The following is a 24,596-nucleotide window of genomic DNA, read 5'->3' as shown; positions in this document are numbered from 1 at the left end:
GGGGCACCGACACGGACGGCGTGGCGAGCGTGTTCCCGCGGCGACTCGGACTAGCGTGGATCGGCCCGACCGGGGCGGACACCGAGACGGACGAAGGCAGGACTCGATGGCGAGCCAGGGATACGGGGACATCTTCGCGGGCCATGCGCGACGACGACGCCCGGCGGTACCGACCGTCGCCGCCGAGCGCGACCTGGTGGTCGAGGACGCCGCGACCGGATTCTGCGGCGCCGTGGTGGGATTCGATCGGACGTACGACGGGGACTTCGTTCGCCTCGAGGACGGACGGGGGCGCACGCGCCTGTTCGCGATGCGGGAGGCGGCGTTCCTCGTGGACGGCTCACCCGTCACGCTGACGCGGCCCGCACCGAAGGCCGCCGCACCGCGACGGTCGGCGTCCGGCTCGACCCGGGTCGAGAACGCCCGCGCCTCGGTCGCTCTGCCGAGTCGAATCTGGGTGGAGGGTATCCACGACGCCGCGATCGTCGAGCGGGTCTGGGGTCACGACCTGCGCGTCGAGGGCGTCGTCGTCGAGTACCTCGAGGGTCTGGACAACCTGGCGGATCGGTTGCAGCAGTTCGACCCCGGCCCGACGCGCAAGGTCGGGGTCCTGGTCGACCACCTCGTGGCGGGGACCAAGGAGGAGCACCTCACGCGGTCGTTGGGGCCGTACGTGGAGGTCACCGGTCATCCGTACATCGACGTGTGGCAGGCGGTGAAGCCGTCGGCCGTCGGGATCTCGGCGTGGCCCGTGATCCCGCGCGGAACCGACTGGAAGACCGGCGTCTGCGACGAACTGGGCTGGGGGACACCGCGAGACGGCTGGCGCCGGGTGTACGACGCGGTGTCGTCGTTCCGGGATCTCGAAGCGCCGTTGATCGGTGCGGTGGAGCGCCTGATCGATTTCGTCACCGCGCCCGCCTGACACGCTTCCCGACGCACGCCTGTCCGATTCGCCCGGTTCGGGGACAGGTCGGTAACGATCGGTCGTCCAGCCCGGCGTGCACACCACGCGGTCGGATGTCGTGGTTAGGGTGGAGTCGTGGTTGCACTTCTGTGGCTCCTGGGTGCGGTGATCCTCGCCGCGGGTGAGGCGCTGTCCGGTGACTTCTTCCTGTCGATGTTGGCCGGGGGCGCGCTCGGCACCGCCGGCGTGTCCGCGCTGACCGACTTTCCGGTGTGGGGGGACGCGCTCGTCTTCGCGGCACTGTCGGCCGCGCTGATCCTCGGCGTCCGGCCGGCCCTGACGCGGCGGTTCTCGACTCCGCCGCCGACGCCCACGGGCGTCGCGGCCCTCACCGGTCGGACCGCCCGGGTTCTCGACCCGGTCGACGAGGTCTCCGGGACGGTGAGTCTGGACGGTGACGTGTGGACGGCGCGCCCGCTCGATCCCACGGAGGTGTACGCGGCCGGAACGACCGTCACCGTGATGAAGATCGACGGCGCCACGGCCGTCGTGTGGAAAGGACCCTAGATGGCTGAATACACCGCTCTGATCGCGCTGGTCGTCGTCGTCCTGTTCGTGGCCCTCGTCATGGCCAAGTCGGTCACCCTGGTGCCGCAGGCGGAGGCCGCGGTCATCGAGCGTCTCGGTCGGTACGCCAAGACCGTGTCCGGGCAGCTCACGTTCCTCGTGCCGTTCGTCGACCGCGTGCGGGCCAAGGTGGACCTGCGCGAGCGGGTGGTCTCCTTCCCGCCGCAGCCGGTGATCACCCAGGACAACCTGACCGTGTCGATCGACACCGTCGTCTACTTCCAGGTGACCAACCCGCAGGCGGCGGTCTACGAGATCAACAACTACATCGTGGGCGTGGAGCAGTTGACCACCACGACGCTGCGCAACGTCGTCGGCGGCATGACGCTCGAGGAGACGCTGACCTCCCGTGACTCCATCAACGGGCAGCTGCGCGGCGTGTTGGACGAGGCCACGGGCCGATGGGGTCTGCGCGTCGCCCGCGTCGAGCTCAAGAGCATCGATCCGCCGCCGTCCATCCAGGAGTCGATGGAGAAGCAGATGAAGGCGGACCGCGAGAAGCGGGCCACCATCCTCACGGCCGAGGGCAACCGCGAGTCGTCCATCAAGACGGCCGAGGGTGCCAAGCAGAGTCAGATCCTCTCGGCCGAGGGTGCCAAGCAGGCCGCGATCCTCGAGGCCGAGGGCGAGCGGCAGTCCCGCATCCTGCGCGCGCAGGGTGAGCGCGCCGCGAAGTACCTGCAGGCCCAGGGTGAGGCGAAGGCGATCGAGAAGGTCTTCGAGGCCATCAAGGCCGGCAAGCCGACCCCGGAGTTGCTCGCGTACCAGTACCTGCAGACCCTGCCGAAGATGGCCCAGGGCGACGCGAACAAGATGTGGGTGGTCCCGTCCGACTTCGGCGACGCGTTGAAGGGCTTCGCCAAGCAGCTCGGCGCGCCGGGGGAGGACGGAGTGTTCCGGTTCGAGCCCAGCGCACACGACGACGTCCGCAGCAAGCCCGAGGACGATTCGGACGAGGTCGCCGAGTGGTTCACCACCAAGACCGACCCGGCCATCGCCCAGGCCGTCGCGGCCGCGGAGGCAGTGGCGCGCAAGCCCGTCGACACCTCGCTCGCCGCGGCGGCGCGCGATCAGCGGGCGTCGGAACTCGAGCAGCCGGATACCAAGCAGCTCGACGGCTGAGCGCCCGGCCGGGGGTCATCGGAGCAGTGCGACTCCGACACCCCCGGCCGCGGCCGCCCAGAGAACGCTGGTGAACGTGCCGATGATGAAGTACTCCGACGACTGCGCGCGCCGCAGTTCCGGATAGCGGGCGAGCCCCTTCACCGCGAGGACGACGGCGATGCCCTCGGGCCACCCGGCCAGAATCGAGGCGACGACGGCGGTGCGCTCGAGCGCGCCGATCACCAGTCCGCCGCGCAGCACCGTGTCCGGGTCGTCGGCTGTGTCGGCCGTGTCGTTCATGTCGGCCGTGTCGTTCCCGTGCGCCGGATGGCGCGGCGCGAGGCGGAACACCGCGGGCACCAGCGACGTGCCGCCGACCACCGCGACGGCGCCGCACAGCACCACCGACACCACGGCGGCGACGCCGGTGACCGGGGTCGAGCGGGCCACCGCCGCCACCCCGGCGACGGCCAGGGCGACGGCGGCGACCGCGGAGGGCAACCACCGGGGCGACCGCTGCGCCGGGATCACCGACCCCACGAGCGCGACGATCAGGGCCACCACGACGATCACGATCATCCGACGACCTCCATCATCCGACGACTTCCTGCGCGCGCCGATCGGCGTCACCGAGCATCCGCGCGACGACGGGTCGCGCGGCCCGTTCGAGCTGCCAGCCCGCCACCGCGAGCCGTTGCGACACGGCCTGCGGCGTGATGGACAACGCCTCCGCGACGGCGGACTGCGACCCGAGGCGTCGGAGCGCGGCGACGGCGGCCCGGCCCTGCTCGGTGCGCCGGGTGACGAGCACGGCGAGCAGCGCGGTCACCGCGTCGGCGTCGGCCGCCGCGTCGGCGTCGACCCCGCGCACGGCGATCCGGGCCGGCGCACTCTTGGCGTCGTCGACGGCGTCGCGCGCCGCCTCGAACGCGAGACCGCGGCCGGCGCGGGTGGACTCGGGGAGCGGCATCTCGACCGGGCCCACGCCGATGCCGACGCTCCAGTGGCCGTCGTCGATCAGGGTGAGGGCCACGTCGAGGACGACGTCGGCCCGGTCGGAGACGGCCTGGATCTCGTCGCCGGCCGTTCGCTCGAAGGGACGGAGCAGCGGAGCGAAGTCGGGGTGCCGCACGATGTCGTTGACGCGATCGACGTCGCGTCTGCTTCCGCGTTGATCGACCGTCATGACGAACATCCGTCAACCCTAGAGACTTGAAACAGTGCGATCAAGCCTGCAGCATTGACGAGCGCGTACCGGAACCAAGGCTGCACCCTTGATCGGACCGGATCAAGGCTCCAAGCTGGACGGAACGGCGTCGTCGGACGCACCGGCATCCGCCAACGGGAGCCGGGCGTCCACCACCAGACCCGCCGCACCCACCGCGATGCACACCGCCGAGACGGTGAGCAGCAGCGGGTCGGCGTGCCCGGCGAGGGCATTGCCCAGCAGAACCACCCCGACCGTTCCGGGAATCACGCCGACCAGCGTCGCCAGCGCGAACGGGGTCAGGGCCACCGAGGACACCGCTGCGGAGTAGTTGACCACCGAGAACGGCACGGGTGCGATGAGCCTCAGGCTGCCCACCGCCAACCATCCGCGGCGTTCGAGGCGCGCGTCGACCGCGCGCGCCAGGGGGTGTCGGATGCGCCGGGCCACTGCGTCGCGCCCGACGGCACGCACCAGCACGAACGCCAGCACGGCGCTGACCGTGGTCGCACCGACCGCCACCGCGAGCCCGGTGACGGGTCCGAACAGCACGCCGGCCGAGACGGTGAACAGCGTCCGAGGGACGGGAAGAACCGTCATCAGGGCGTGGGCGACGAAGAACGCCACGACGAAACTCGGCCCGATCGCGACGGCCCACTCGCGCAGACGCTCGACGGAGGGCAGCGGGATCAGGGCGGCGACGACCACCAGCGCGACTATCGCGAGCAGCACCGCCGCGGCGCGGACCACCCTGGTCGAGTTCACGTGGACCGAGCGTAATCGGCCCCGACGCCACCGCGCCTCCGGTGGCTCGGCAAAGCTCGGAGGACCGATGCTCGGACGACCAAGCGTTGTGAACTTTGTCTCAGGTCCGACCGTCGCAGGACACACTCCGCTGTCGTGGGGTGCGGTTAACATCACAACCGTTCCCGCTGTCGAGACCGTCGCGGGCGGATCAGCCGGAGCCCGGCGCGAGCGCGTTCGAGAGGCAGTCATGGTGGCAACCGAGGGTGGCGTCCCGTCGCCGGCGCAGTCGCACGACACCGACGCGGTGGGAGCCGAGGTGCCGGTGCGCAGCGCCGAGGACGGCTTCGCGGCCTGGCGTGAGGCCGTCGCGGGCGTCCTGGCCAAGAGCCGGCGGACGGATCGGTCCGCCCTGCCCGACCGTCCCGAGTCCCTGCTCGAGACCACGACGTACGACGGCGTGACCATCGCTCCGCTCTACGGTCCCCTCGACGAGACGGCGGAACCGCCTCTCCCCGGCCACTTTCCGTACGTCCGCGGCGGGGACCCGCATCGCGACGTCCACGTGGGGTGGCGCGTCGCGGGGCGCTTCGGTCGCGACGGCCACGATGCCGAGACCGTCAACGGCCGCATGCTCGACGGGCTGCAGAACGGGGTCAGCGCGCTCTGGCTGTCCACCGCCGGCATCGGAGCCGACGGTCTGGCCACGGCCCTGACCGGGGTGCTGCTCGACCTCGCCCCCCTCACCCTCGACGCCGGGGCGGACCTGCCCGCGGTCGCCGACGCGCTGTTCGACGTCCTGCCGCCCGAGACGCAGGTCGGTGTGGCGCTGGGCGCCGCCCCGCTGACCGACGTCGTCGCGGGCGTCCCCGCGGTCTCCCTCGAGGACACGGTCGCGCTCGCACGCCGGGCCACCGAGGACGGTCGCGGGGTCCGGGCGATCACCGTCGACGGCACCGTGTTCCACGACGCGGGTGCGGCGGACGGTCAGGAGATCGGCCTCGCCGTCGCCGCGGGCCTCGAGTACGTGCGAGCGCTGGTGGCCGCCGGATCCACCGCGGCGGAGGCACTGTCGCAGCTCGAGTTCCGCTTCGCGGCCACGGATCAGCAGTTCGAGACCATCGCGAAGTTCCGTGCGGCCCGGCGCGTGTGGGCTCGAGTGGCCGAGGTCCTCGGCGCACCCGACCGGGGTGCGGCGCCGCAGCACGCGGTCACGTCCGCCGCGATGATGACGCAGCGCGATCCCTGGGTGAACATGCTGCGCACCACGCTCGCGGTGTTCGGCGCGGGCGTGGGTGGGGCCGACGCGGTCACGGTGCTGCCGTTCGACGTCGCCCTGCCCGGCGGCGCACCCGACGTCAGCGAGACCTTCGCCGCGCGCATCGCCCGCAACACCCAGTTGCTGCTGCTCGAGGAGTCGCACCTCGGCCGCGTCCTCGATCCCGCGGGCGGGTCCTGGTACGTCGAGTCGCTCACCGACGCCACCGCCGACGCCGCGTGGACCGTCTTCCAGTCCGTCGAACGCGCGGGGGGATACCGCGCCGCCCTCGACAGCGGGGAGATCACCCGCACGGTGGCCGAGACACGAGCTGCCCGCGAGCGGGACATCGCGCACCGACGCACGTCGGTCACCGGCGTCAACGAGTTCCCGAACCTGCAGGAGCCCCCGGTGACGCCCGGGGACGGCACGGTCGACGGCCGACCCGTGGCCCGCTACGCCGCCGCGTTCGAGGCCCTGCGCGACCGCAGCGACACCGTCACGGCCGAGCGCGGGAGCCGCCCCGTCGTGCTCCTCGCGCCGCTGGGCTCGGTCGCCGAGCACAACGCACGCACCACCTTCGCCGCCAACCTCATGGCGTCCGGCGGTATCGAGGCGGTGAACCCCGGGGCAGACGCCGATCTCTCGGCCGTCGCCGCGGAGACCGGGTCGCCCGTCGCCGTCCTGTGCGGCACCGACGCGCGGTACGCCGAGGAGGGACCGGCCGCCGTGCGCGCCCTCCGGAACGCCGGGGTGGCCACGGTCCTCGTCGCCGGGAAGGTCTCGACTTTCCCGAACAACGCGGAGAACGCCGACAACCCGGAGAACGCGGACGACGTCCCGGACGGCAGCCTCACCCTGTCGATCGACGCGGTGGCCGAACTGACTCGCATCCTCGACCTGCTCACGGGCGACCACGCCACCTCGGAGGGACAGCACGCATGACCGAGACGCCGAACACCGAGCTGCCGAACACCGAGCTGCCGAACTTCGGGACCATTCCGCTGGTCGACCCCGCCGCGTCCGACACTCCCGACACCGACACCGACACCGCCGCCGCCGACACCGATGCCGCTGCCCACATCGCCGCCGGCGCCGAGGCCAACGGGTACACCACCGACCAGGTCACCTGGTCCACCCCCGAGGGCATCGACGTGCGGCCGGTCTACACCCGGGCGGACCGCTCGGAGGCCGCCGAGCAGGGCTACCCGCTGGACTCCTATCCCGGCGCCGCGCCCTTCCTGCGTGGGCCGTACCCCACGATGTACGTCAACCAGCCGTGGACCATCCGCCAGTACGCCGGCTTCTCCACGGCGTCGGAGTCCAACGCCTTCTACCGGCGCAATCTCGCCGCCGGTCAGAAGGGTCTGTCGGTGGCGTTCGACCTCGCGACGCATCGCGGCTACGACAGCGACCACCCGCGTGTGCAGGGCGACGTCGGCATGGCGGGCGTCGCGATCGACTCCATCTACGACATGCGGCAGCTCTTCGACGGCATCGACCTCGGGTCGGTGTCGGTCTCGATGACCATGAACGGTGCCGTGCTGCCGATTCTCGCGCTCTACGTCGTGGCGGCGGAGGAACAGGGCGTGGGGCCGGAGAAGCTCGCCGGCACCATTCAGAACGACATCCTCAAAGAGTTCATGGTGCGCAACACCTACATCTATCCGCCCGAGCCGTCCATGCGGATCATCTCGGACATCTTCGAGTACACCTCGACGCACATGCCGAAGTTCAACTCGATCTCCATCTCCGGCTATCACATCCAGGAGGCCGGGGCGACGGCCGACCTCGAGCTCGCCTACACCCTCGCGGACGGCGTCGAGTACATCCGTGCCGGGCTCGCGGCGGGCATGGACATCGACACCTTCGCGCCGCGGTTGTCGTTCTTCTGGGCGATCGGGATGAACTTCTTCATGGAGGTGGCCAAGCTGCGCGCCGGCCGTCTGCTGTGGGCGGAGTTGGTGCAGCAGTTCCAGCCGTCGAGCCCGAAATCGCTGTCCCTGCGCACGCATTCGCAGACCTCGGGGTGGTCGCTCACCGCGCAGGACGTGTTCAACAACGTCGCCCGCACGTGCGTCGAGGCCATGGCCGCCACCCAGGGCCACACCCAGTCGCTGCACACCAACGCGCTCGACGAGGCCCTGGCGCTGCCGACGGACTTCTCCGCCCGCATCGCGCGCAACACCCAGTTGCTCCTCCAGCAGGAGTCCGGGACCACCCGGCCCATCGATCCGTGGGGCGGGTCGTACTACGTCGAGTGGCTCACCCATCAGCTCGCCGATCGGGCCCGGGCGCACATCGCCGAGGTCGAGGCCGCGGGCGGCATGGCGAAGGCCATCGGCGAGGGCATCCCCAAGCTCCGCATCGAGGAGGCGGCCGCGCGCACGCAGGCGCGGATCGACTCCGGTCGCCAGCCGCTGGTGGGCGTCAACAAGTACGTGCCCGACGAGCCCGATTCCATCGAGGTGCTCAAGGTCGAGAACTCCCGCGTCCGGTCCGAGCAGCTCGAGAAGCTCGACCGACTCCGGGCGGAACGCGACCAGGACCGCGTCGACGCCGCGCTCGCGGCGCTCACGGCCGGGGCCGAGTCCCGCGAGGGCGGGATGGAGACCAACCTCCTCGCGCTCGCCGTCGACGCCGCGCGGGCGATGGCCACGGTCGGCGAGATCTCCGACGCCCTCGAGAAGGTCTACGGTCGGCACCGTGCGGAGATCCGCACGATCAGCGGTGTCTACCGCGACGAGGCGGGGAAAGCGAGCAACATGGTGCGCGCAGGAGAACTCGTCGACGCCTTCGCCGAGGCCGAGGGACGACGTCCCCGCATCCTCGTGGCGAAAATGGGTCAGGACGGCCACGACCGCGGCCAGAAAGTGATCGCCACGGCGTTCGCGGACATCGGATTCGACGTCGACGTGGGCCCGCTGTTCCAGACGCCCGACGAGGTGGCGCGTCAGGCCGCCGACAACGACGTGCACGTCATCGGCGTGTCCTCGTTGGCGGCCGGTCACCTCACGCTGGTGCCCGCGTTGCGCGAGGCCCTGGCCGAGGTCGGACGTCCCGACATCATGGTCGTGGTGGGCGGCGTCATCCCGCCCGGCGACTTCGACGCGCTGCGCGAGGCGGGCGCCGCGGCGATCTTCCCGCCCGGCACCGTCATCGCGGACGCCGCGGTCGATCTGGTGCAGGCGCTCGCCGAGTCGCTCGGCCACGGAGCGAACGCCTGACCATGGCCGATCGACCCACCGTCGCCCGGCCCGTCGTCGACGTCGACGCCCTCGCGGACTCCGTGCGCGCGGGGGAGCGCGCGGGGCTCGCGCGCGCCATCACGCTCGTCGAGTCGACGCGCGACGACCACCGGGACCGGGCGCAACAGTTGCTCCAGCGACTTCTCCCGCACGCCGGCGGCGCCCACCGCGTGGGCATCACCGGCGTTCCGGGCGTGGGGAAGTCGACGTTCATCGACGCCCTCGGGATGTACCTGATCGGGCAGGGCCACCGGGTAGCGGTGCTCGCGGTCGACCCGTCGTCGTCGCGCACGGGCGGATCCATCCTCGGGGACAAGACGCGGATGGCCCGACTCACGGTGTCCGATCGTGCGTACATCCGGCCGTCACCGACGTCGGGCACGCTCGGCGGTGTCGCCAAGGCCACCCGCGAGACCATCGTGCTGCTCGAGGCCGCCGGCTACGACGTCGTCCTCGTCGAGACCGTCGGCGTCGGTCAGTCCGAGATCACCGTCGCCGGCATGGTCGACTGCTTCTGCTTCCTCACCCTCGCCCGCACCGGCGATCAACTGCAGGGCATCAAGAAGGGCGTGCTCGAGCTCGCCGACCTGGTGGCGGTGAACAAGGCCGACGGCAACCACATTCGGGACGCGAAGAGCGCCGCCCGTGAGCTGGCAGGTGCGCTGCGGTTGATCCACCCGCACGACGCGGTGTGGGTGCCGCCGGTGCTCACCACCAGCGCCATCGAGGAGACGGGCCTGGACGAGTTCTGGGCGACCGTCCTGCGTCACCGCGAGACCCTCACCGCCGCAGGGCAGTTCGAGGAGAAGCGGCGAACGCAGACCGTGCGGTGGGTGTGGACCATGGTCCAGGACCAGGTGATGCGACGGCTCGAGACCGATCCGGACGTGCGGACCGTGCGGGGTGACGTCGAGCGCCGCGTGGCCGACGGCTCACTCACCGCGGCGCTGGCGGCGCAGGAGATTCTGGCGGCCTACGACCGTCCCAGCGACATCTGAGCACGTCGCGCTGCGAACGCGCCGACCCTCGCCACGAGGTCGTCGAAGAAGGCCTCGGGGTCGGTGGCCACGGCGATGGCCGCGTTGGGTTCTCGCCCCCAGTGACCGCGTCGATCGGCCACCGTGGTTCCGCGGGTGAGGGTTCCGGCGAGTTCGACGTCGACCGTGGCCGTGCGGTACTCGGCGATCTCCGGACGCAGCGCGACCGCCGCGGCGAAGGGATCGTGCATGTGCGCGAGGTATCCCTCGCCCTGCGCCTCGTGGAACTCGAAGTAGAACCGGATGGCGTCGGCGAGGTGCCGCACGATCGGCACGTCGGGTCCGCCGGCCGCCGCGATCAGTCGGTCCAGGTAGTGCGGGTGCATCTCGATCGTCTCGGTGAGGTTCAGGCCGCAGACGATCGGCTCGCGTCCCGCCGGCGCCGCGGAGAAGGCGTCGAACACCTCCTTGGCGGCCTCCGGGTCGACCGCGACGTTCCACTCCGATGTCGGGGTCGTGTTGCCCGGGTGGTCGAACGATCCGCCCATGATCACCAGCCGCCGCAGCAGGGTCGGCAGGGTCGGCTCGAGGCGGAGCGCGAGGGCGAGGTTGGTCAGCGGACCGGTGACCAGGCCCGTCAGCTCGCCGGGGTGAGCGCGCGCCAGCTCCACCCAGGCGGTGGCCGCCGACCGCGCGGACAGCGACCGGGTGCTCGGCGGCAGGTCCGCGTAGCCGACGCCGAGAGGGCCGTGGGTGTCCTCGGTGGTCATGAGCGGAGCGACCAGCGGACCGTCCGCGCCGACGCAGACCTCGACGTCGTGGAGTCCGCAGAGATCGAGCCAGGACGCCGTGTTGCGCGTGACCTGCGCCGTCGGCACGTTGCCCGCCGTGCAGCACACGGCGACGATCTCGGCGGCCGGGTCGGCGGCGAGCAGGACCAGGGCGAGGGAATCGTCGATACCGGTGTCGACGTCGACGATCAGACGGGTGGTCACACGGTCTCCGGGGTGGGGTAGCGGGGCTCGTCCGAGCCCCATGGACGGGCGGGCCACGGGTAGTCGTCGTACTCCGCCAGGGCGGGTCGTGCGGTGCGGACGGACCCGTGCGTCACGGTGTGCGTCTCGGGGATCGGAGTGCGCTCGCCGCCGTCCGCCGAGCGCGGCAGGGCGAGCAGGTGTGCCGCCGTCCGGGCCAACGACGCCGTGACGGTGCGTCCGATCCCGCTCTGCGCCCGCAGGGCCAGCGCGTCCACGATCCCGGCCGCGAGGAGAGACCCGGTGGCGTGGTCGAGCGCCTGCACCGGCAACGCTCCGGGTCTGTCGTCCCTGCCGCACAGCACGGCGATTCCGTACGCGGCCTGCACCAGGCTGTCGAACCCCCGTCGACCCGCGAACGGGCCGCGCGTCCCCCACGCCGACACGGACGCGACCACGGCGCCGCCGGGCCGAACGGACTCGACGACGGACATCACCGTCGAACCCGGTCGGTACCCGCAGACCACCACGTCGGCGGTGGTCGCGAGGGCGGCGAGGCGATCGCGCTGGTCGGGATCCTCGACGTCGAGGAGAGTCGACGCCTTGCCCGCGCCGGTGTCGAGGTGCTGCGTCTCGATCTCGGGCAACCGCGGCGAATCGACGCGCAGCACCGCGGCGCCGAGCAGAGCCAGCGCGCGAGTGGCCACCGGCCCCGCGAGGACCCGGGTGAGGTCGAGGACGCGCATGCCCGCCAGAGGACGGCGGGCGTCGGTGGGCGCCTCGGGCAGCGACGACGTCCCGTCCGGGCGTACCGACGTCGTCACCAGGGGGCCGGTGGCGGCGAACCGACCCGCCGGCTCGTCGTCCCACGCCGACGGCGTCCGCACCGCGACCACCAGTGCACCCGCGGCGGCCGCCGCGGTCTCGATCTCCCGCGCCGACACGGTCGCGAGGGCGGCGGCGACGGCGGCCGGATCGTCGGGCACACCGAGCAGCGCACACAGCCGGTCCCGGTGGTGGGGGTAGTTCGCGTGCGTCCGCACCCACCCGTCCGCGGTCGGCCAGAAGCCGGACAGCGGCGCGAATCCCGGTGCGGCACTACCGTTCACGCGCAGCAGATCCCCGCCGCCGAACGACGACGCCACCCGGTCACCGTCGATCGACCACGGCTGCGGGTCGAGCTCCACGGCGCGGCGGTAGCGATCGACCGCGGAGCACAGCGCCGCCACGCTGCCCGTCGCGAGGGCGGGCACCGGCAGCGGGCCGGCCAGGACACCGGGCGACGGCGGCACGACCGCGATGTCCTGCACTCGCTCGTGGCCGTGGTCCGCCTCGTACTGCGTGAGGGTGTCGCGCACGCTCAGACCTTGCGGGCCGAGATCTCCATCCCGGCGGCGCGCAGGCGCGTGATCAGTGCGGTGCCGATACCGGACGCCGGGGTGAGCACACCGCCTCCGAGGGAGGGCAGCTCGTCGCGGTTCTTCACCAGGGCCAGCGCGGACTCGCCGAGCATCATTGCCGTGGCGGCGTAGCCGGGGTCGCCCTTCGCCTTCACCCGCGAGACGTAGTGCTCGCCGCTGGTGGTGGTCGTGTAGATGTCGACGACGAAATGACCCTTCTGCCGGGTCTTCTCGCTGGGGCCGCTGCCCGGAGCGGGCAGCACCTTGTCCAGCAGGAACCGCGTCGGCTTGAACGCCAGCCCGGCCACGAACGCGCCCAGCCCGGCGAGGACACCCGCCGCGAGGACGGGGGACGCGGGGGAGGAGCCCACGCTCATGACCTCGTTGTACTTGAAGGTCTTGCCGTAGGGGTAGCCGAGGATGGCGTTGGTGCGCCGCACCACGCGCGTGTTGTACGACGCCATGACGAACGGTGCCTTCCATCCCTTCAGCGAGGGGTGGATGGACGAGCCCTTGAGCACCGGAGCGTCGTTCTGGCGACCGAAGTCCGGCTCGACCGAACGATCGGGGCTGAGGGAGTACGGGCTCGCGGCGAGCTTGGCGGCGGCCCGGTCCTTGGTGATCTCGTCGATCTGACCACGCAGCGAGTCGATGGTGCCGCCGCTGACGCCGCCGCTCATCGACGTCACCACGAGGGTGGTGTCGGTGAGGTCGCCGGCGCCGTCCTCGGTGACCTTGCGGTGCAGTTCGAAGACCCCGATGTCGGACGGCACCGAGTCGAAGCCGCAGGAATGGACGATGCGTGCGCCGGTGCGTACGGCGGTCTCGTGGTTCTCGTCGGCGCTCGCGCGGGCGAAGAGCACCTCGCCGGTGAGGTCGACGTAGTCGGTGCCCGACTCGGCGCACACGCGGGCGAGGACGCGCCCGTACTTGGCGTACGGACCGACCGTGGTGAGGACGACGGAGGTGCGCTGCGCGAGCGCGGTCAGCGCGGCCTCGTCGTCGGCGTCGGCGACGACGAGGGGCCAGTCCGCCGCCCGCGCCGGAAGTCCCCGACGGGTCGATTCCAGCTTCTCCCGGCTGCGGCCCGCCAGCGCGACGGTGGTGCCGTCGGGGGCGTGCCGGGCGAGGTACTCGGCGGTCAGTGCTCCGACGAATCCCGTTGCGCCGTAGACGACGATCTCGAACTCGCGGGCGGTGGACTCACGCGTGGAATCGGCCATTCCCCGACACTACTAGCGCGCTCACCACGACCACGTGTGGACCGGCTCGCCGTCGTGCATGCGGTCGAGGTAGTCCGAGAGCATGCCCGCGAGAGCGCGATCGCGGTCGTCCCCCGCCCGCTCCCGGGCGGCCAGCGCCGAGCGTTGCCACACGGCGCCGTTCTGGCGTCGCAGACACCGCCCCTCGATCACCCGCAGGTAGCGATCGCGGACCTCGGGGTCGACGCCGAATGCGTCCAGGCCGGCCTCGGCCATCGGCAGCAGGCGCCGGAGCACGAGCTCCTGCGGTGACACCCATCCCACCTCCGGCCAGTACAGGCGCGCGTCGATGCCGCTGCGCGCGGCCGAGTGCAGGTTGTCCTGCGCCGCGTCGAAGGACATCTGACTCCACACCGGGCGGTCGGCGTCGACCAGGGAGCGCAGGGCGCCGTAGTAGAACGCGGCGTCGGCCATCACGTCGATCACCGACGGTCCGGCGGGCAGCACCCGGTTCTCGAGGCGCAGGTGGTGCTCGCCGTTCGAGGTGTCGTAGATGGGCCGGTTCCAGCGGTAGACCGTGCCGTTGTGCATCTTGAGCTCGGTCAGCTCGGGGGTTCGACCGGCCGCGAGCTCGGCCATCGGGTCCTGATCGGACACCACCGGCAGCAGCGCGGGGAAGTACCGCGAGTTCTCCTCGAACAGGTCGAAGATCGACGTGATCCAGCGTTCGCCGAACCACACCCGCGGCCGCACCCCCTGGTTCTTGAGCTCCTGGGGGCGGGTGTCGGTGGCCTGTTCGAACAGCGGGATCCGGGTCTCGTGCCACAGCGCGCGTCCCGCGAGGAACGGCGAGTTCGCCGCCAGGGCCACCTGCACCCCGGCCAGGGCCTGCGCGGCGTTCCAGTGGGCCGAGAACTCGTCCGGCGAGACCTGCAGGTGGAGCTGCACGGAGGTGCACGCCGCCTCCGGCAGGATCGTGTCGACGATGCGATGCAGCGACTCCGCCTCCCGGCTGCCCGGCAGCGGCACCCCGGTGACGTTCAGTTCGATGTCCTCGCCGCGGGCGGCGAAGATCTGCCGGTTCAGCAGGTCGTAGCGCGGATTCTCCGACAGCCAGCGCGCCGCGAAGTGCTCCTCGCGCAGGGTCGGCAGCATGCCGATCATCGCCAGCGCCGACCCCGTGCCCTTCGCTCGCTCGTCGGCGTGATCGAGCGACGCGCGCAGCTCGGTCTCGAGGGTGCGCATGCGCTCGCCGGCCAGCGGGGCGGGAGCGACGTTGATCTCGATGTTGAAGCGGCCCAGTTCGGTCTGGAAGTCCGGGTCGGCGATCGCCTCGAGGACCGCGGTGTTGGCCATGGCCGGATCCATCGCGTCGTCGACGAGGTTGAGTTCGATCTCCATGCCGATGCGCGGCTCGTCGACCGCGAAGGAGTCGTCGGCCAACATGGACGCGAGCGCGTCGAGGCACTGCTGGACCTTGCGCCGGAAGTCCTGTCGGTCCTGGCGGCTGAACGTGCGCTGCTCGACCTCGTCACCCATGGGGGACATCTCATCACGCAGCGGCAGGGCCGACGAAAGACAGGGGCCGACGAGAGACAGGGGCGGGAACGCGACGAAGGCCCCGGATCCGGAGATCCAGGGCCTTCGTGATGCTCTTCGACGTGTCCGAGGGGGGACTTGAACCCCCACGTCCGTTAATAGGACACTAGCACCTCAAGCTAGCGCGTCTGCCATTCCGCCACTCGGACCTGCTCGCACCCGAACTCGCGGTGCGCAGATGAATGTAGTCGATGCGCCGCGTCCCACCAAAACGGCACGTCACGCGGCGCCTACCCACCGCGCCCACCCACTACCCACCCGCACCGTCGATGGTAGGAACGAACCCGTGTCCAGCAGCGAGCAGAGCCCCGAGACCAGCCCCCAGAACACCGCGTCCGGCACCGCCGCCGGCACCGTCGCGGTCGAGGAGGTGGTGGACCTGGTGGCGTCGTTGATCCGCTTCGACACCACCAACACCGGCGACCCGGCGACGACCGTGGGGGAGCGCGAGTGCGCCGAGTGGGTGGCGCGGCAGCTCGAGGAGGTCGGGTACGAGACCGAGTACGTCGAGTCCGGAGCGCCCGGCCGCGGCAACGTGTTCGCCCGCCTGCCCGGGGCGGACCGCTCGCGCGGCGCACTGCTGGTGCACGGTCATCTCGACGTGGTGCCGGCCGAGCCCGCCGACTGGAGCGTGCACCCCTTCTCCGGTGCGGTCGAGGACGGCTACCTGTGGGGTCGCGGCGCCGTGGACATGAAGGACATGGTCGGCATGGCACTGGCCCTCGCCCGGCAGTTCCGCTCGCAGGGCACCGTGCCACCGCGCGATCTGGTCTTCGCGTTCCTGGCCGACGAGGAGGCCGGCGGCACGTGGGGCTCGCACTGGCTGGTCGAGCATCGACCGGATCTGTTCGAGGGCATCAGCGAGGCCGTCGGCGAGGTGGGCGGCTTCTCCCTGACCGTCGCCCGGCCGGACGGCGAGGAGCGTCGGCTCTACCTGGTGGAGACGGCGGAGAAGGGCCTGGCCTGGATGCGTCTGACCGCGAAGGCACGCGCCGGTCACGGGTCCTTCCTGCACGACGACAACGCCGTCACCTACCTCGCCGAGGCCGTTGCGGCCCTGGGCAAGCACCAGTTCCCGCTGGTGATGACCGAGTCGGTCACCGAGTTCCTCGCCGCCGTGTCGGCCGAGACCGGTCTGCAGTTCGACCCGTCGTCGCCGGACATCGACGGCACCCTGGCCAAGCTCGGGAGCATCGCGCGCATCGTCGGGGCGACGCTGCGGGACACCGCGAACCCGACCATGCTCGACGCCGGCTACAAGGCCAACGTCATTCCCCAGACGGCCACGGCCACCGTCGACTGCCGCGTGCTGCCCGGCCGCAAGGAGGCCTTCGAGCGCGAGGTCGACGAGTTGATCGGACCGCACGTGGAACGGTCCTGGATCGCCGACCTCGAGCCGTACGAGACCACCTTCGACGGGCATCTGGTCGACGCGATGAACGACGCCATCCTCGCGTTCGACGAGAACGGGCGGACCGTGCCGTACATGCTGTCGGGCGGAACGGACGCGAAGGCGTTCGCCAAGTTGGGAATTCGGTGCTTCGGCTTCGCGCCGCTCAAGCTGCCTCCGGAGCTGGACTTCGCAGCCCTGTTCCACGGAGTCGACGAACGGGTACCCGTCGACGCGTTGGTGTTCGGCACCCGCGTGTTCGAGCACTTCCTGCTGCACAGCTGACCCGGACCTCGGGTCGGCCACACCGACGTTCGAGAGGAATCGCCCATGTCACGGGACCCCTACGCCGACCTGCCGACGCTGCCCACGTTCGAGCTGACGTCGTCGGACATCACCGACGGCGAACCGCTGCACGAGGATCAGGTCAGCGGCATCATGGGCGCCGGCGGACACGACAATTCGCCGCAGCTGTCGTGGTCGGGCTTCCCCGCCGAGACCAAGAGTTTCGCCGTCACGGTCTACGACCCCGACGCCCCGACGGGCTCCGGCTTCTGGCACTGGGCCGTGGCGAACATCCCGGTCACGACGACCACACTGGTCTCGGCGGCAGGCGACGACTCCTCGACGGGTCTGCCGAACGAGGCGATCACGCTCAAGGGCGACGCGGGACTCGCGCGCTACATCGGCGCCGCTCCGCCGCAGGGGCACGGCGTGCACCACTACTACGTGGCCGTGCACGCGGTCGACGTCGAGCGGCTCGAGATCGACGAGACGGCCACCCCGGCCTACCTCGGCTTCACCCTCTTCTCTCACGCCATCGCCCGCGCCGTGATCCACGGGACCTACGAGCAGTAGGACGAGTACCGACGCGGTCGGCAGCGTCTGGCGTGCCGGGTCACGCCAGGTCGCTGCCGACCGCGTCGGACACCCGGTCGTAGCCCGCGGCGCGGGCCCGCTCGGCCAGCCCGGTCGCGAGGCGCCGAGCCCAGAACGGTCCGCCGTAGACGAATCCGGTGTAGCCCTGCACCAGCGTCGCCCCGGCGCGGATGCGGGCCCAGGCGTCGTCGGGCGTCTCGATCCCGCCCGCGGCGATCAACGTGACCCGATCGCCGACGCGGGCGCGCAGCCGTCGCAGCACGGCGAGCGAGCGGTCCGCCACGTACGGGCCGGACACCCCGCCCGCTCCGAGCTCGGCGGCTCCCGGGGTGCGCAGGCCGTCCCGCGCGATGGTGGTGTTGGTCGCGACGATGCCCGCCGCGCCGAGCTCGACCGCGAGGTCGGCGACCGCGTCGACGTCCTCGTCGGACAGGTCCGGCGCGATCTTCACCAGGACCGGCACCGACACGGCCGCGACGACGGCCCCGAGCAGCGGCCGCAGCGACTCCACGGCCTGCAGGTCGCGCAGGCCCGGAGTGTTCGGCGAACTGACGTTGACGACGACGAAGTCGGCCAGGGGACCGAGCAGCCGTGCGCTGGTGGTGTAGTCGACGGCCGCGTCCGCCGCGGGCGTCACCTTGGTCTTGCCGATGTTGGCGCCGATCGGCAGGTCACCGCGGCGACGACGCAGCCGATCCGCCACCGCACCGGCGCCCTCGTTGTTGAATCCCATGCGGTTGAGCAGCCCGCGATCGTCCGGGAGCCGGAACAGGCGCGGCGGCGGGTTGCCCGGCTGCGGCTGCGCCGTCACCGTCCCGATCTCGGCGAAACCGAAGCCCAGCGGTCCCCAGGCGTCGACGCCCTCGCCGTTCTTGTCGAACCCGGCCGCGAGTCCCACCGGGGTGGGGAAGTGCACGCCGAACGCCTCGGTGTGCAGGACCGGGTCGCGCACCACCAGCACCCGCGCCACCAGGGCGCGGAGCGGGGCGAACCGGGTGACCAGCCGCATCGCGGCGAACGCGACGTGGTGGATCCGCTCCGGCGGAACGAGGAACATCAGGCGCAGCAGAATCCGGTAGGGACTCACGTCGGTACGGTCTCCGTCTCTCTGGTCACAGTTCCGGTTGCGGAACGTGCTCGGCGGTCTTGCGGCGCTTGAGCAGCACGCGCCGGCTGCCGTCGGTGTACAGGCGGACACGGGAGAGTTCCCACCCGCCGAACTCGGCCGAGATCGCCAGCCGCATCGATGCGGTCACCCGCGTGACGTCGGGCGGCAGCTTGATCGGCACGTACTCCCAGTCCTCGGACTGGATCTGCCAGCTCGCGGGAACGGCTCGGTTCGGCATGGGCATCGCGACTTTCGGTCGGGGTCACTCGCGGGTCGGTATCACCTGCACACCGGCACCGTCGTTCGAGCCTACGAACAATCGTCCGGAACGCGAATCGACCGCGAGGGAATCGGGTTGCGTCACGGTGGGGAACCGCGCCGTCTCCACCGGAATTCCGCTCGAGACGTCGAACCCGAGCACCTCGTTGGTGGCCGTTGTCGTGACCCACACGGTGCCGGCGTCGTCGCACGCCACGGCGAACGGCGACCCCGCCACCGGATAGCGCTGGCGCATGATCAGGTCGTCGCCCGTGAAGATCATCAGCTCGTCGTCGGCGGTGTCGGAGACCACGATCGCCCCGGTGGCGCAGCCCACCGTGCGCGTCGCGCCGTCACCCGCCCGCAGTGCTTCCCCGAGCCGGTCGGCGGCGACGTTCACCGTGGTCACGGACGTCTGCCGGGTGTCCAGGGCCACCAGATCGTCCCCGGCGGGGACCAGTCCGTCGACCGACGCGAGGCCGCCGATCGACGACGTCACCGCTCCGTCCGCGTCGAGGACGGACACCAGACCCGTCGCGGACCCCACCGCGTACCCGTCGCCGAACACGGTGGCCGAGATCGCGCCGCCGTCGACCGGGAGTGCGGTGGCGGCACCCGACTCGGCGTCGACCCGCACGAGCCCGTCCGCCGTGGTGACCAGGATCTCTCCGGCGCGGCCGGGATGGACCGACGTGCCCGGCGACGGCAACTCGACCGCGCGCGGGGTGCCCGCGACCGCACCGTCGGTCGATCCGTCGGCGAGCAGCAGCCCGCCGTCGGTCAGCACGGCCACCACCGAGGTCTGCGGATCGACGGCCAGCGAGCGCACCGTCGTCGGCCCGCCGAGACCGGCGGGGGCGACGGTGCCGGCGGGCGTCGTCGCCTGCTCGGGCGAGGCGGCGGCCGTCTCCGGCTCGCGCGTGTTGGTGGGGGTCGACTCCGTCGTCTCCCCGCCGCACGCCGCGATCAGCAAAGCGATCGCGGCCGTGCCGATCACCCCGGCGGACCGGACGACGCGGCGCTGCGCCTTCGTCGTCGCAGGTCGGCGGTCTCGTCTCGTGCTGTCGTCGTTCACCATCGACTCCATCCGATCACGTTGCCCGCCGTGCGCGCCGGGCGGGGACGCGACAGCCGCACCGACGATGGGTACGGTCCGAAGTGTCCGTTACCGCTGGTTCCACGGGAGTGATCGACGTGCACCGTCCGACCCCGCCGGACTCGACCGGCTCCGGCTTCTCCGTCGAGGACGTCACCGCCGGCGCGCACGCGCACGGATTCGGGACGGCCGCCGACGGGCGTGCGTTCGCGTTCCGGGTGCGGGGGAAGACCCTGCGCGTGAAGGTCTACCGCCTCGGGGCCACCCCGACCGTTCCGGACGACGTCGACGTCGACGCGATCGCGGAGGCCGACGTGACCGACCTCGATCTCACCGACGAGCGGTCCGTGGTTGCCGCCGTGCGTGATGCCGTGGCGACGCTGCGCGCTCCCGACGATCCGACGCCGTCCGACACCACGCTGGTCCGGGCTTTGCTGGGCCGGCTGGGTGGGCTCGACCCCCGCGGCGGGTCGGCCTAGCGCCACGGCGAGCTCACGTCGTCCAACGCGGCCGCGATCGCGGCGGGCAGGTCGACCTCCTCGGCCGCGAGCACTCCGGTGAGTTGGCCGATGTCGCGGGTGCCCACCACCGTCGACGCCACCGACGGGCGGTCGCGCGCCCAGGCCAGCGCCACCGCGAGAGGTGAGGTTCCCAGTCCGTCCGCGGCGGTGAGCACCGCTTCGACCACTTTGCCGCCGCCGTCGCCGAGGAACGGGGCGATGCCCGCGGAGCGCAGCGGGTCGGCCCCGCGCGCGTCGGCCGGCACCCCGTCGCGGTACTTGCCGGTGAGTACGCCGCCGCCCAGCGCGGACACCGCCAGGACACCGACCCCGTGCCACGTCGCGGCCGGGACCAACTCGTCCTCGATTCCGCGTGCGAGCAGCGAGTACTCGGCCTGCGCCGCCACCACGGGGACTCGGGACGCCAGCGCCGCCACCTGCCAGCCGCGGTAGCCGCGCACGCCGACGTAGCGGACCCGGCCCGACGACACGGCGGCCTCGAGGGTCGAGGCGATCTCGTCGAGCGGCGTCCGGGTGTCCCACGCACCGACACTCCACAGATCCAGGTGGTCGGTGCCGAGGTCGCGCAACGTGCGGTCGAGACCGTTGAGGAGTGACCGCCGCGAGCAGTCGACCGTCCAGTGTCCGGCGGCGTCGGCGGGGGAGACACCCGAATCGACGCTGAGCACCAGATCGGCCCGCGGGACGACGTCGTCGAGAATCTCCGCGAGCACCCGCACGGCCCGGCCGTCGCCGTACGTGTCCGACGTGTCGACGAGCGTGCCGCCCGCCTCGACGAAGGCGGTGATCTGGGCCGCGGCGTCGTCGCCGTCCACCCCGCGCCCCCACTCGCCCGTCCCGAGTCCCAGGCGGGAGACGCGAAGTCCGCTGGTGCCGACGGTTCTGTGCTTCATGGTGGTGATCTGCTCGCTTCGTTGCCGGACGGCGGGTGACCCCGTGATCGAGGGACGACCCTAGTACGGTCGGCGATCGTGACGTCGACCGTGATCGCCGAATCCATGTCCTGGCTGCAGGCCCTCGTGCTCGGGGCCGTCCAGGGACTGACGGAGTTCCTGCCCATCTCCTCCTCGGGACACCTGCGCATCGTGTCGGAGGTGTTCTTCGGGGACGACGCCGGCGCGTCGTTCACCGCCGTCACCCAGCTCGGCACCGAGGCGGCCGTGCTGCTCTACTTCGCCAAGGACATCGTCCGCATCGTGCGGGCGTGGTTCCGCGGGCTGACCGACCGGTCCCATCGCGGCGATCTCGACTACCGCATGGGGTGGTACGTCATCTTCGCCACGATCCCGATCGGCGTCATCGGCTTCGTCTTCAAGGACGCCATCCGCACCGGCGCCCGCAACCTCTGGCTCGTGGCCACGATGCTGATCGTCTTCGCGCTGGTCATCGCGATCGCCGAGAAGGTCGGGTCGCAACGTCGTCCGATCGAGAAGCTCACCACCCGTGACGGCCTCGTCATGGGTCTCGCCCAGTGCCTGGCGTTGATCCCCGGTGTCTCGCGGTCCGGCGCCACCAGCAGTGCCGGCCTCTTCCTGGGGCTGACGCGACCCGCCGCCGTCCGCTTCTCCTTCCTGCTCGCGATCCCCGCGGTCACCGCGTCGGGCCTGTTCTCCCTGCCCGACGCGTTCTCCCCGTCCGGGGAGGGCCTGCAGGCGTCCGGGGCGCAGCTGCTGGTGGCCACGCTCGTGGCGTTCGGGCTGGGGTACGCGTCGATCGCGTGGCTGCTGCGGTTCGTGGAGAACCACTCGCTCAACTGGTTCGTCGGCTACCGCATCGTGCTCGGTCTTCTCGTGATGGCCCTGCTCGCCACGGGGACCGTCGCGGCGACCTGACGGGCGATCCCTAGGCTGGTCCCATGACGGTCATCCTGCTGCGGCACGGACGTTCGACGTCCAACACCGCCGGTACGCTCGCCGGCCGGTCCGAGGGCGTCGAACTCGACGAGCTCGGACGGGGGCAGGCCGAGAAGGTCGTCGACCGGCTCGACGGTCTCCCGCTCGGCGCGATCGTGCGGTCACCGCTGCTGCGGTGCGAGCAGACCGTGGCGCCGCTCGCCGCCGCCCGCGGCCTCGATCCCGTGGTGGAGCCCCGGTTGCTCGAGGTCGACTACGGCGACTGGACGGGCCGCGCCATCAAGGACCTGACCGGCGAGAAGCTGTGGAAGGTCGTGCAGCAGCACCCGTCCGCGGCCGTGTTCCCCGGCGGCGAGGGGCTCGCGGACGTCCAGGCCCGCGCCGTGCGCGCCGTCCGGGACCACGACGAGCGCCTGGCCGCCGAGGCGGGACACGACGTGCTCTGGGTCGCCTGCACGCACGGCGACGTCATCAAGGCCGTGCTCGCCGACGCCCTGGGCTCGCATCTCGACCAGTTCCAGCGCATCGTGGTGGACCCGTCGTCGATCTCCGTCGTCCGGTACACCGAGACGCGGGCGTTCGTCCATCGCGTCGGTGACCTCGGCGGCGACCTGAGCCAGTTCCTCCCACCGCCGCCGAAGCCCGAGGGCTCGGCCGACGGTGCCGGTGACGAAGCCGGTGACGATTCGGACGCCGTGATCGGCGGGTCGACGGGCCGCTGACCACCGTCCCTGGACAGCACGCGGATAATGACGATGGAGGTCGCCAGACCACCATCACCGCCGGAGGTGACCCCGCACGGGGCCCGGCGCGGATACGGAAGGTGAAAGTATGTCCCGCGCGATTCACGTCTTCCGCACTCCCGATCGGTTCGTCGCCGGCACGGTCGGCGAACCCGGCGATCGGTCGTTCTTCCTGCAGGCCGTGCACGAGGCCCGCGTCGTGTCGGTGGCGCTCGAGAAGCAGCAGGTGCAGGTGCTCGCGGACCGGGTCGGTCTGCTGCTCGACGAGGTGGCCCGACGCTTCGGTGCCGAGGTGCCGCCGTCGGACACCGACCCCTCCGACATCGACCCGCTGGTCACCCCGGTCGACGCCGAGTTCCGCGTCGGCACCATGGGCCTCGGCTGGGACGCCGACGCCGGGGCGGTCGTGGTGGAACTGCTCGCCATCACCGAGACCGAGATCGACGAGTCGGTGGTCCTCGACGACACCGACGAGGGCCCGGACGCGGTGCGCGTCTTCCTCAGCCCGGAACAGGCGCGGGAGTTCGCGGCGCGCAGCGAGCGCGTGATCGCCGCCGGGCGCCCGCCGTGCCCACTGTGTGGCGAACCGCTGACCTCGGGCGGCCACATGTGCGTGCGGACCAACGGCTACCGGCGCGGACCCGTCTCCGGGTCCGCCGTCACCGACTTCGGGGACGACTCCTGACCGCCCCCGACGATCTCGACCTGCTGCGCAGCGCCGAGCTGACCATCGTCGGCCGCGTCGTGCAGGCCTCCAACGCCACGCTCGTCTGCGAGATCGAGCGCCCCGACACGCCGCTGCGCTGCGTCTACAAGCCGGTGCGCGGCGAGCAACCGCTCTGGGACTTCCCGGACGGCACGCTCGCCGGCCGGGAGGTGGCGTCGTACCTGGTGTCGGACGCCCTGGGATGGGACGTGGTGCCCGCGACCGTGCTGCGTGACGGGCCCGTCGGGCCGGGCATGGTGCAGCGGTGGATCGACACCGTCGAGCGGCATCCCGAGTCCGGGGACGGCATCGACCTGGTGGACATCTGCCGCCCCGACCTGGTGCCGGAGGGTTACCTGCCGGTCCTGCGCGGCCACGACGAGACGGGCGAGGAGATCGTGCTCGTCCACGCCGACGATCCGCGTCTGCACCGCATGGCCGTCCTCGACGTCGTCCTCAACAACGCCGACCGCAAGGGCGGGCACGTCCTCGAGGGACTCGACGGCGCGGTCCACGGCGTCGATCACGGACTCGCGATGCACCGGGAGAACAAGCTGCGGACGGTCCTCTGGGGGTGGGCCGGCGACCCGATCGGCCCGGACCTCGTCGCCGATCTGGACCGGGTGTCCGGTGCGCTCCGCGGTGCGCTCGGGGACGACCTCGCCCCGCTGATCACCGACGCCGAGATCGACGCCCTGCACCGTCGCCTCCGCTCGCTGGTCGAGCGGCCCGTGATGCCGTCGCCCTCGTCGTCCCGGCCGCTGCCGTGGCCCGCCTTCTGAGCCTGGCGAACGG

General features: G+C 71.7%; 24 protein-coding genes and 1 tRNA gene. 13 read left to right on the top strand and 12 right to left on the bottom strand.

The window, feature by feature from the left end:
• Positions 1-106: 106 nt before the first annotated feature.
• From HQ603_RS05320 to HQ603_RS05310, 3 genes are all read left to right on the top strand, one after another.
• Positions 107-925, top strand: a complete 819-nt coding sequence (locus HQ603_RS05320; protein WP_222683512.1) for a DUF3097 domain-containing protein — start codon at positions 107-109, stop codon at positions 923-925.
• A gap of 117 nt (positions 926-1,042) precedes the next feature.
• Entirely contained in the window at positions 1,043-1,474 is a 432-nt protein-coding gene (locus HQ603_RS05315; protein ID WP_222683511.1) for an NfeD family protein, read from the top strand.
• Entirely contained in the window at positions 1,475-2,656 is a 1,182-nt protein-coding gene (locus HQ603_RS05310) for an SPFH domain-containing protein (RefSeq protein ID WP_222683510.1), read from the top strand. It abuts the gene before it with no gap.
• 15 nt (positions 2,657-2,671) lie between these two features.
• Here HQ603_RS05310 and HQ603_RS05305 read toward each other — a convergent pair whose 3' ends face one another.
• The 3 genes from HQ603_RS05305 to HQ603_RS05295 all read right to left on the bottom strand — a co-directional run bounded on the left by HQ603_RS05305 (position 2,672) and on the right by HQ603_RS05295 (position 4,610).
• Entirely contained in the window at positions 2,672-3,217 is a 546-nt protein-coding gene (locus HQ603_RS05305; RefSeq protein ID WP_222683509.1) for a hypothetical protein, read from the bottom strand.
• Between the two features lie 13 nt (positions 3,218-3,230).
• Positions 3,231-3,833, bottom strand: a complete 603-nt coding sequence (locus HQ603_RS05300) for a hypothetical protein (RefSeq protein WP_222683508.1) — start codon at positions 3,831-3,833, stop codon at positions 3,231-3,233.
• A gap of 93 nt (positions 3,834-3,926) precedes the next feature.
• Positions 3,927-4,610 (bottom strand): TVP38/TMEM64 family protein, encoded by a 684-nt coding sequence (locus HQ603_RS05295; protein ID WP_308126373.1) that lies wholly within the window; start codon positions 4,608-4,610, stop codon positions 3,927-3,929.
• A gap of 229 nt (positions 4,611-4,839) precedes the next feature.
• Here HQ603_RS05295 and HQ603_RS05290 point away from each other — a divergent pair, with 229 nt between their 5' ends.
• Genes HQ603_RS05290 through meaB form a run of 3 tightly spaced genes read left to right on the top strand, consistent with a single transcriptional unit; the run spans position 4,840 to position 10,093 of the window.
• Positions 4,840-6,792, top strand: coding sequence for a methylmalonyl-CoA mutase family protein (locus HQ603_RS05290; RefSeq protein ID WP_222683506.1), 1,953 nt, complete (start codon positions 4,840-4,842; stop codon positions 6,790-6,792).
• Positions 6,789-9,074, top strand: coding sequence for a methylmalonyl-CoA mutase (gene scpA / locus HQ603_RS05285; protein ID WP_222683505.1), 2,286 nt, complete (start codon positions 6,789-6,791; stop codon positions 9,072-9,074). The genes HQ603_RS05290 and scpA overlap by 4 nt, the downstream gene beginning before the upstream one ends.
• A 2-nt stretch (positions 9,075-9,076) precedes the next feature.
• Complete coding sequence (gene meaB, locus HQ603_RS05280; protein WP_222683504.1) at positions 9,077-10,093, top strand: methylmalonyl Co-A mutase-associated GTPase MeaB; 1,017 nt, start codon at positions 9,077-9,079, stop codon at positions 10,091-10,093.
• On the opposite strand, the gene HQ603_RS05275 is transcribed toward meaB, so the two are convergent.
• The 5 genes from HQ603_RS05275 to HQ603_RS05255 form a co-directional block, all read right to left on the bottom strand.
• Positions 10,069-11,109: a nucleoside hydrolase gene (locus HQ603_RS05275; protein WP_222683718.1), complete on the bottom strand. Its 1,041-nt coding sequence runs from the start codon at positions 11,107-11,109 to the stop codon at positions 10,069-10,071. The genes meaB and HQ603_RS05275 overlap by 25 nt on opposite strands.
• A complete protein-coding gene (locus tag HQ603_RS05270; RefSeq protein ID WP_308126371.1) occupies positions 11,064-12,404 on the bottom strand; it encodes a CoA transferase in 1,341 nt (446 codons plus the stop codon). Before HQ603_RS05270 ends, HQ603_RS05275 begins: the two co-directional genes overlap by 46 nt.
• 2 nt (positions 12,405-12,406) lie before the next feature.
• Positions 12,407-13,669 carry a saccharopine dehydrogenase family protein gene (locus HQ603_RS05265; RefSeq protein ID WP_222683503.1) on the bottom strand — a complete coding sequence of 421 codons (1,263 nt, stop codon included), beginning with the start codon at positions 13,667-13,669 and terminating at the stop codon, positions 12,407-12,409.
• A gap of 21 nt (positions 13,670-13,690) precedes the next feature.
• Positions 13,691-15,187 (bottom strand): glutamate-cysteine ligase family protein, encoded by a 1,497-nt coding sequence (locus HQ603_RS05260; protein WP_222683502.1) that lies wholly within the window; start codon positions 15,185-15,187, stop codon positions 13,691-13,693.
• Positions 15,188-15,310: 123 nt separating this feature from the next.
• Positions 15,311-15,396: transfer RNA gene (locus tag HQ603_RS05255), tRNA-Leu, on the bottom strand.
• 137 nt (positions 15,397-15,533) lie between these two features.
• Here HQ603_RS05255 and HQ603_RS05250 point away from each other — a divergent pair.
• On the top strand, positions 15,534-16,922 hold the full coding sequence (locus HQ603_RS05250) for a M20/M25/M40 family metallo-hydrolase (RefSeq protein ID WP_222683501.1): 1,389 nt from the start codon (positions 15,534-15,536) through the stop codon (positions 16,920-16,922).
• A 45-nt stretch (positions 16,923-16,967) separates the two neighbouring features.
• Positions 16,968-17,495 (top strand): YbhB/YbcL family Raf kinase inhibitor-like protein, encoded by a 528-nt coding sequence (locus HQ603_RS05245; RefSeq protein ID WP_222683500.1) that lies wholly within the window; start codon positions 16,968-16,970, stop codon positions 17,493-17,495.
• 40 nt (positions 17,496-17,535) lie between these two features.
• Here the strand turns inward: HQ603_RS05245 and HQ603_RS05240 are convergent, their stop codons facing one another.
• The 3 genes from HQ603_RS05240 to HQ603_RS05230 are packed head-to-tail and all read right to left on the bottom strand — an operon-like array spanning position 17,536 to position 19,969.
• Positions 17,536-18,603 carry a quinone-dependent dihydroorotate dehydrogenase gene (locus HQ603_RS05240; RefSeq protein ID WP_308126370.1) on the bottom strand — a complete coding sequence of 356 codons (1,068 nt, stop codon included), beginning with the start codon at positions 18,601-18,603 and terminating at the stop codon, positions 17,536-17,538.
• Positions 18,604-18,628: 25 nt separating this feature from the next.
• Entirely contained in the window at positions 18,629-18,862 is a 234-nt protein-coding gene (locus HQ603_RS05235; RefSeq protein ID WP_371830966.1) for a DUF5703 family protein, read from the bottom strand.
• Positions 18,863-18,886: 24 nt separating this feature from the next.
• Positions 18,887-19,969 carry a YncE family protein gene (locus tag HQ603_RS05230; RefSeq protein ID WP_222683498.1) on the bottom strand — a complete coding sequence of 361 codons (1,083 nt, stop codon included), beginning with the start codon at positions 19,967-19,969 and terminating at the stop codon, positions 18,887-18,889.
• Positions 19,970-20,076: 107 nt separating this feature from the next.
• On the opposite strand from HQ603_RS05230, the gene HQ603_RS05225 reads away from it, so the two are divergent.
• Complete coding sequence (locus HQ603_RS05225; protein ID WP_222683497.1) at positions 20,077-20,457, top strand: hypothetical protein; 381 nt, start codon at positions 20,077-20,079, stop codon at positions 20,455-20,457.
• Here HQ603_RS05225 and HQ603_RS05220 read toward each other — a convergent pair.
• Entirely contained in the window at positions 20,454-21,392 is a 939-nt protein-coding gene (locus tag HQ603_RS05220) for an aldo/keto reductase (RefSeq protein ID WP_222683496.1), read from the bottom strand. The genes HQ603_RS05225 and HQ603_RS05220 overlap by 4 nt on opposite strands.
• A gap of 93 nt (positions 21,393-21,485) precedes the next feature.
• Between HQ603_RS05220 and HQ603_RS05215 the strand changes: the two genes are divergently transcribed.
• From HQ603_RS05215 to HQ603_RS05200, 4 genes are all read left to right on the top strand, one after another.
• Entirely contained in the window at positions 21,486-22,331 is an 846-nt protein-coding gene (locus tag HQ603_RS05215) for an undecaprenyl-diphosphate phosphatase (RefSeq protein ID WP_222683715.1), read from the top strand.
• Between the two features lie 23 nt (positions 22,332-22,354).
• The gene (locus tag HQ603_RS05210) at positions 22,355-23,074 is read left to right on the top strand and encodes a histidine phosphatase family protein (protein WP_222683495.1); all 720 of its coding nucleotides are present in this window, start codon (positions 22,355-22,357) and stop codon (positions 23,072-23,074) included.
• A gap of 109 nt (positions 23,075-23,183) precedes the next feature.
• Positions 23,184-23,780, top strand: a complete 597-nt coding sequence (locus tag HQ603_RS05205) for a DUF3090 domain-containing protein (RefSeq protein WP_068151548.1) — start codon at positions 23,184-23,186, stop codon at positions 23,778-23,780.
• Positions 23,777-24,583 carry an SCO1664 family protein gene (locus tag HQ603_RS05200; protein ID WP_222683714.1) on the top strand — a complete coding sequence of 269 codons (807 nt, stop codon included), beginning with the start codon at positions 23,777-23,779 and terminating at the stop codon, positions 24,581-24,583. Before HQ603_RS05205 ends, HQ603_RS05200 begins: the two co-directional genes overlap by 4 nt.
• Positions 24,584-24,596: the final 13 nt, after the last annotated feature.

This window comes from Rhodococcoides corynebacterioides, from assembly GCF_019834675.1.
GTDB classification, from domain to species: Bacteria; Actinomycetota; Actinomycetes; order Mycobacteriales; family Mycobacteriaceae; genus Rhodococcoides; species Rhodococcoides corynebacterioides_A.
Note: the sequence above shows the minus strand (reverse complement) of the source record. Positions and strands in the feature narration are given on the sequence as shown.

Bases quoted from the DNA above. Each gene is read 5' to 3' on its own strand.
- HQ603_RS05245 (WP_222683500.1), top strand. From the start codon at position 16,968: ATGTCACGGGACCCCTACGCCGACCTGCCGACGCTGCCCACGTTCGAG.
- HQ603_RS05205 (WP_068151548.1), top strand. From the start codon at position 23,184: ATGTCCCGCGCGATTCACGTCTTCCGCACTCCCGATCGGTTCGTCGCC.
- HQ603_RS05310 (WP_222683510.1), top strand. From the start codon at position 1,475: ATGGCTGAATACACCGCTCTGATCGCGCTGGTCGTCGTCGTCCTGTTC.
- HQ603_RS05210 (WP_222683495.1), top strand. From the start codon at position 22,355: ATGACGGTCATCCTGCTGCGGCACGGACGTTCGACGTCCAACACCGCC.
- HQ603_RS05235 (WP_371830966.1), bottom strand. From the start codon at position 18,862: ATGCCGAACCGAGCCGTTCCCGCGAGCTGGCAGATCCAGTCCGAGGAC.
- HQ603_RS05290 (WP_222683506.1), top strand. From the start codon at position 4,840: ATGGTGGCAACCGAGGGTGGCGTCCCGTCGCCGGCGCAGTCGCACGAC.
- HQ603_RS05305 (WP_222683509.1), bottom strand. From the start codon at position 3,217: ATGATCGTGATCGTCGTGGTGGCCCTGATCGTCGCGCTCGTGGGGTCG.
- HQ603_RS05300 (WP_222683508.1), bottom strand. From the start codon at position 3,833: ATGTTCGTCATGACGGTCGATCAACGCGGAAGCAGACGCGACGTCGAT.
- HQ603_RS05260 (WP_222683502.1), bottom strand. From the start codon at position 15,187: ATGGGTGACGAGGTCGAGCAGCGCACGTTCAGCCGCCAGGACCGACAG.
- scpA (WP_222683505.1), top strand. From the start codon at position 6,789: ATGACCGAGACGCCGAACACCGAGCTGCCGAACACCGAGCTGCCGAAC.
- meaB (WP_222683504.1), top strand. From the start codon at position 9,077: ATGGCCGATCGACCCACCGTCGCCCGGCCCGTCGTCGACGTCGACGCC.
- HQ603_RS05265 (WP_222683503.1), bottom strand. From the start codon at position 13,669: ATGGCCGATTCCACGCGTGAGTCCACCGCCCGCGAGTTCGAGATCGTC.
- HQ603_RS05275 (WP_222683718.1), bottom strand. From the start codon at position 11,109: ATGGGGCTCGGACGAGCCCCGCTACCCCACCCCGGAGACCGTGTGACC.
- HQ603_RS05230 (WP_222683498.1), bottom strand. From the start codon at position 19,969: ATGGAGTCGATGGTGAACGACGACAGCACGAGACGAGACCGCCGACCT.
- HQ603_RS05320 (WP_222683512.1), top strand. From the start codon at position 107: ATGGCGAGCCAGGGATACGGGGACATCTTCGCGGGCCATGCGCGACGA.
- HQ603_RS05220 (WP_222683496.1), bottom strand. From the start codon at position 21,392: ATGAAGCACAGAACCGTCGGCACCAGCGGACTTCGCGTCTCCCGCCTG.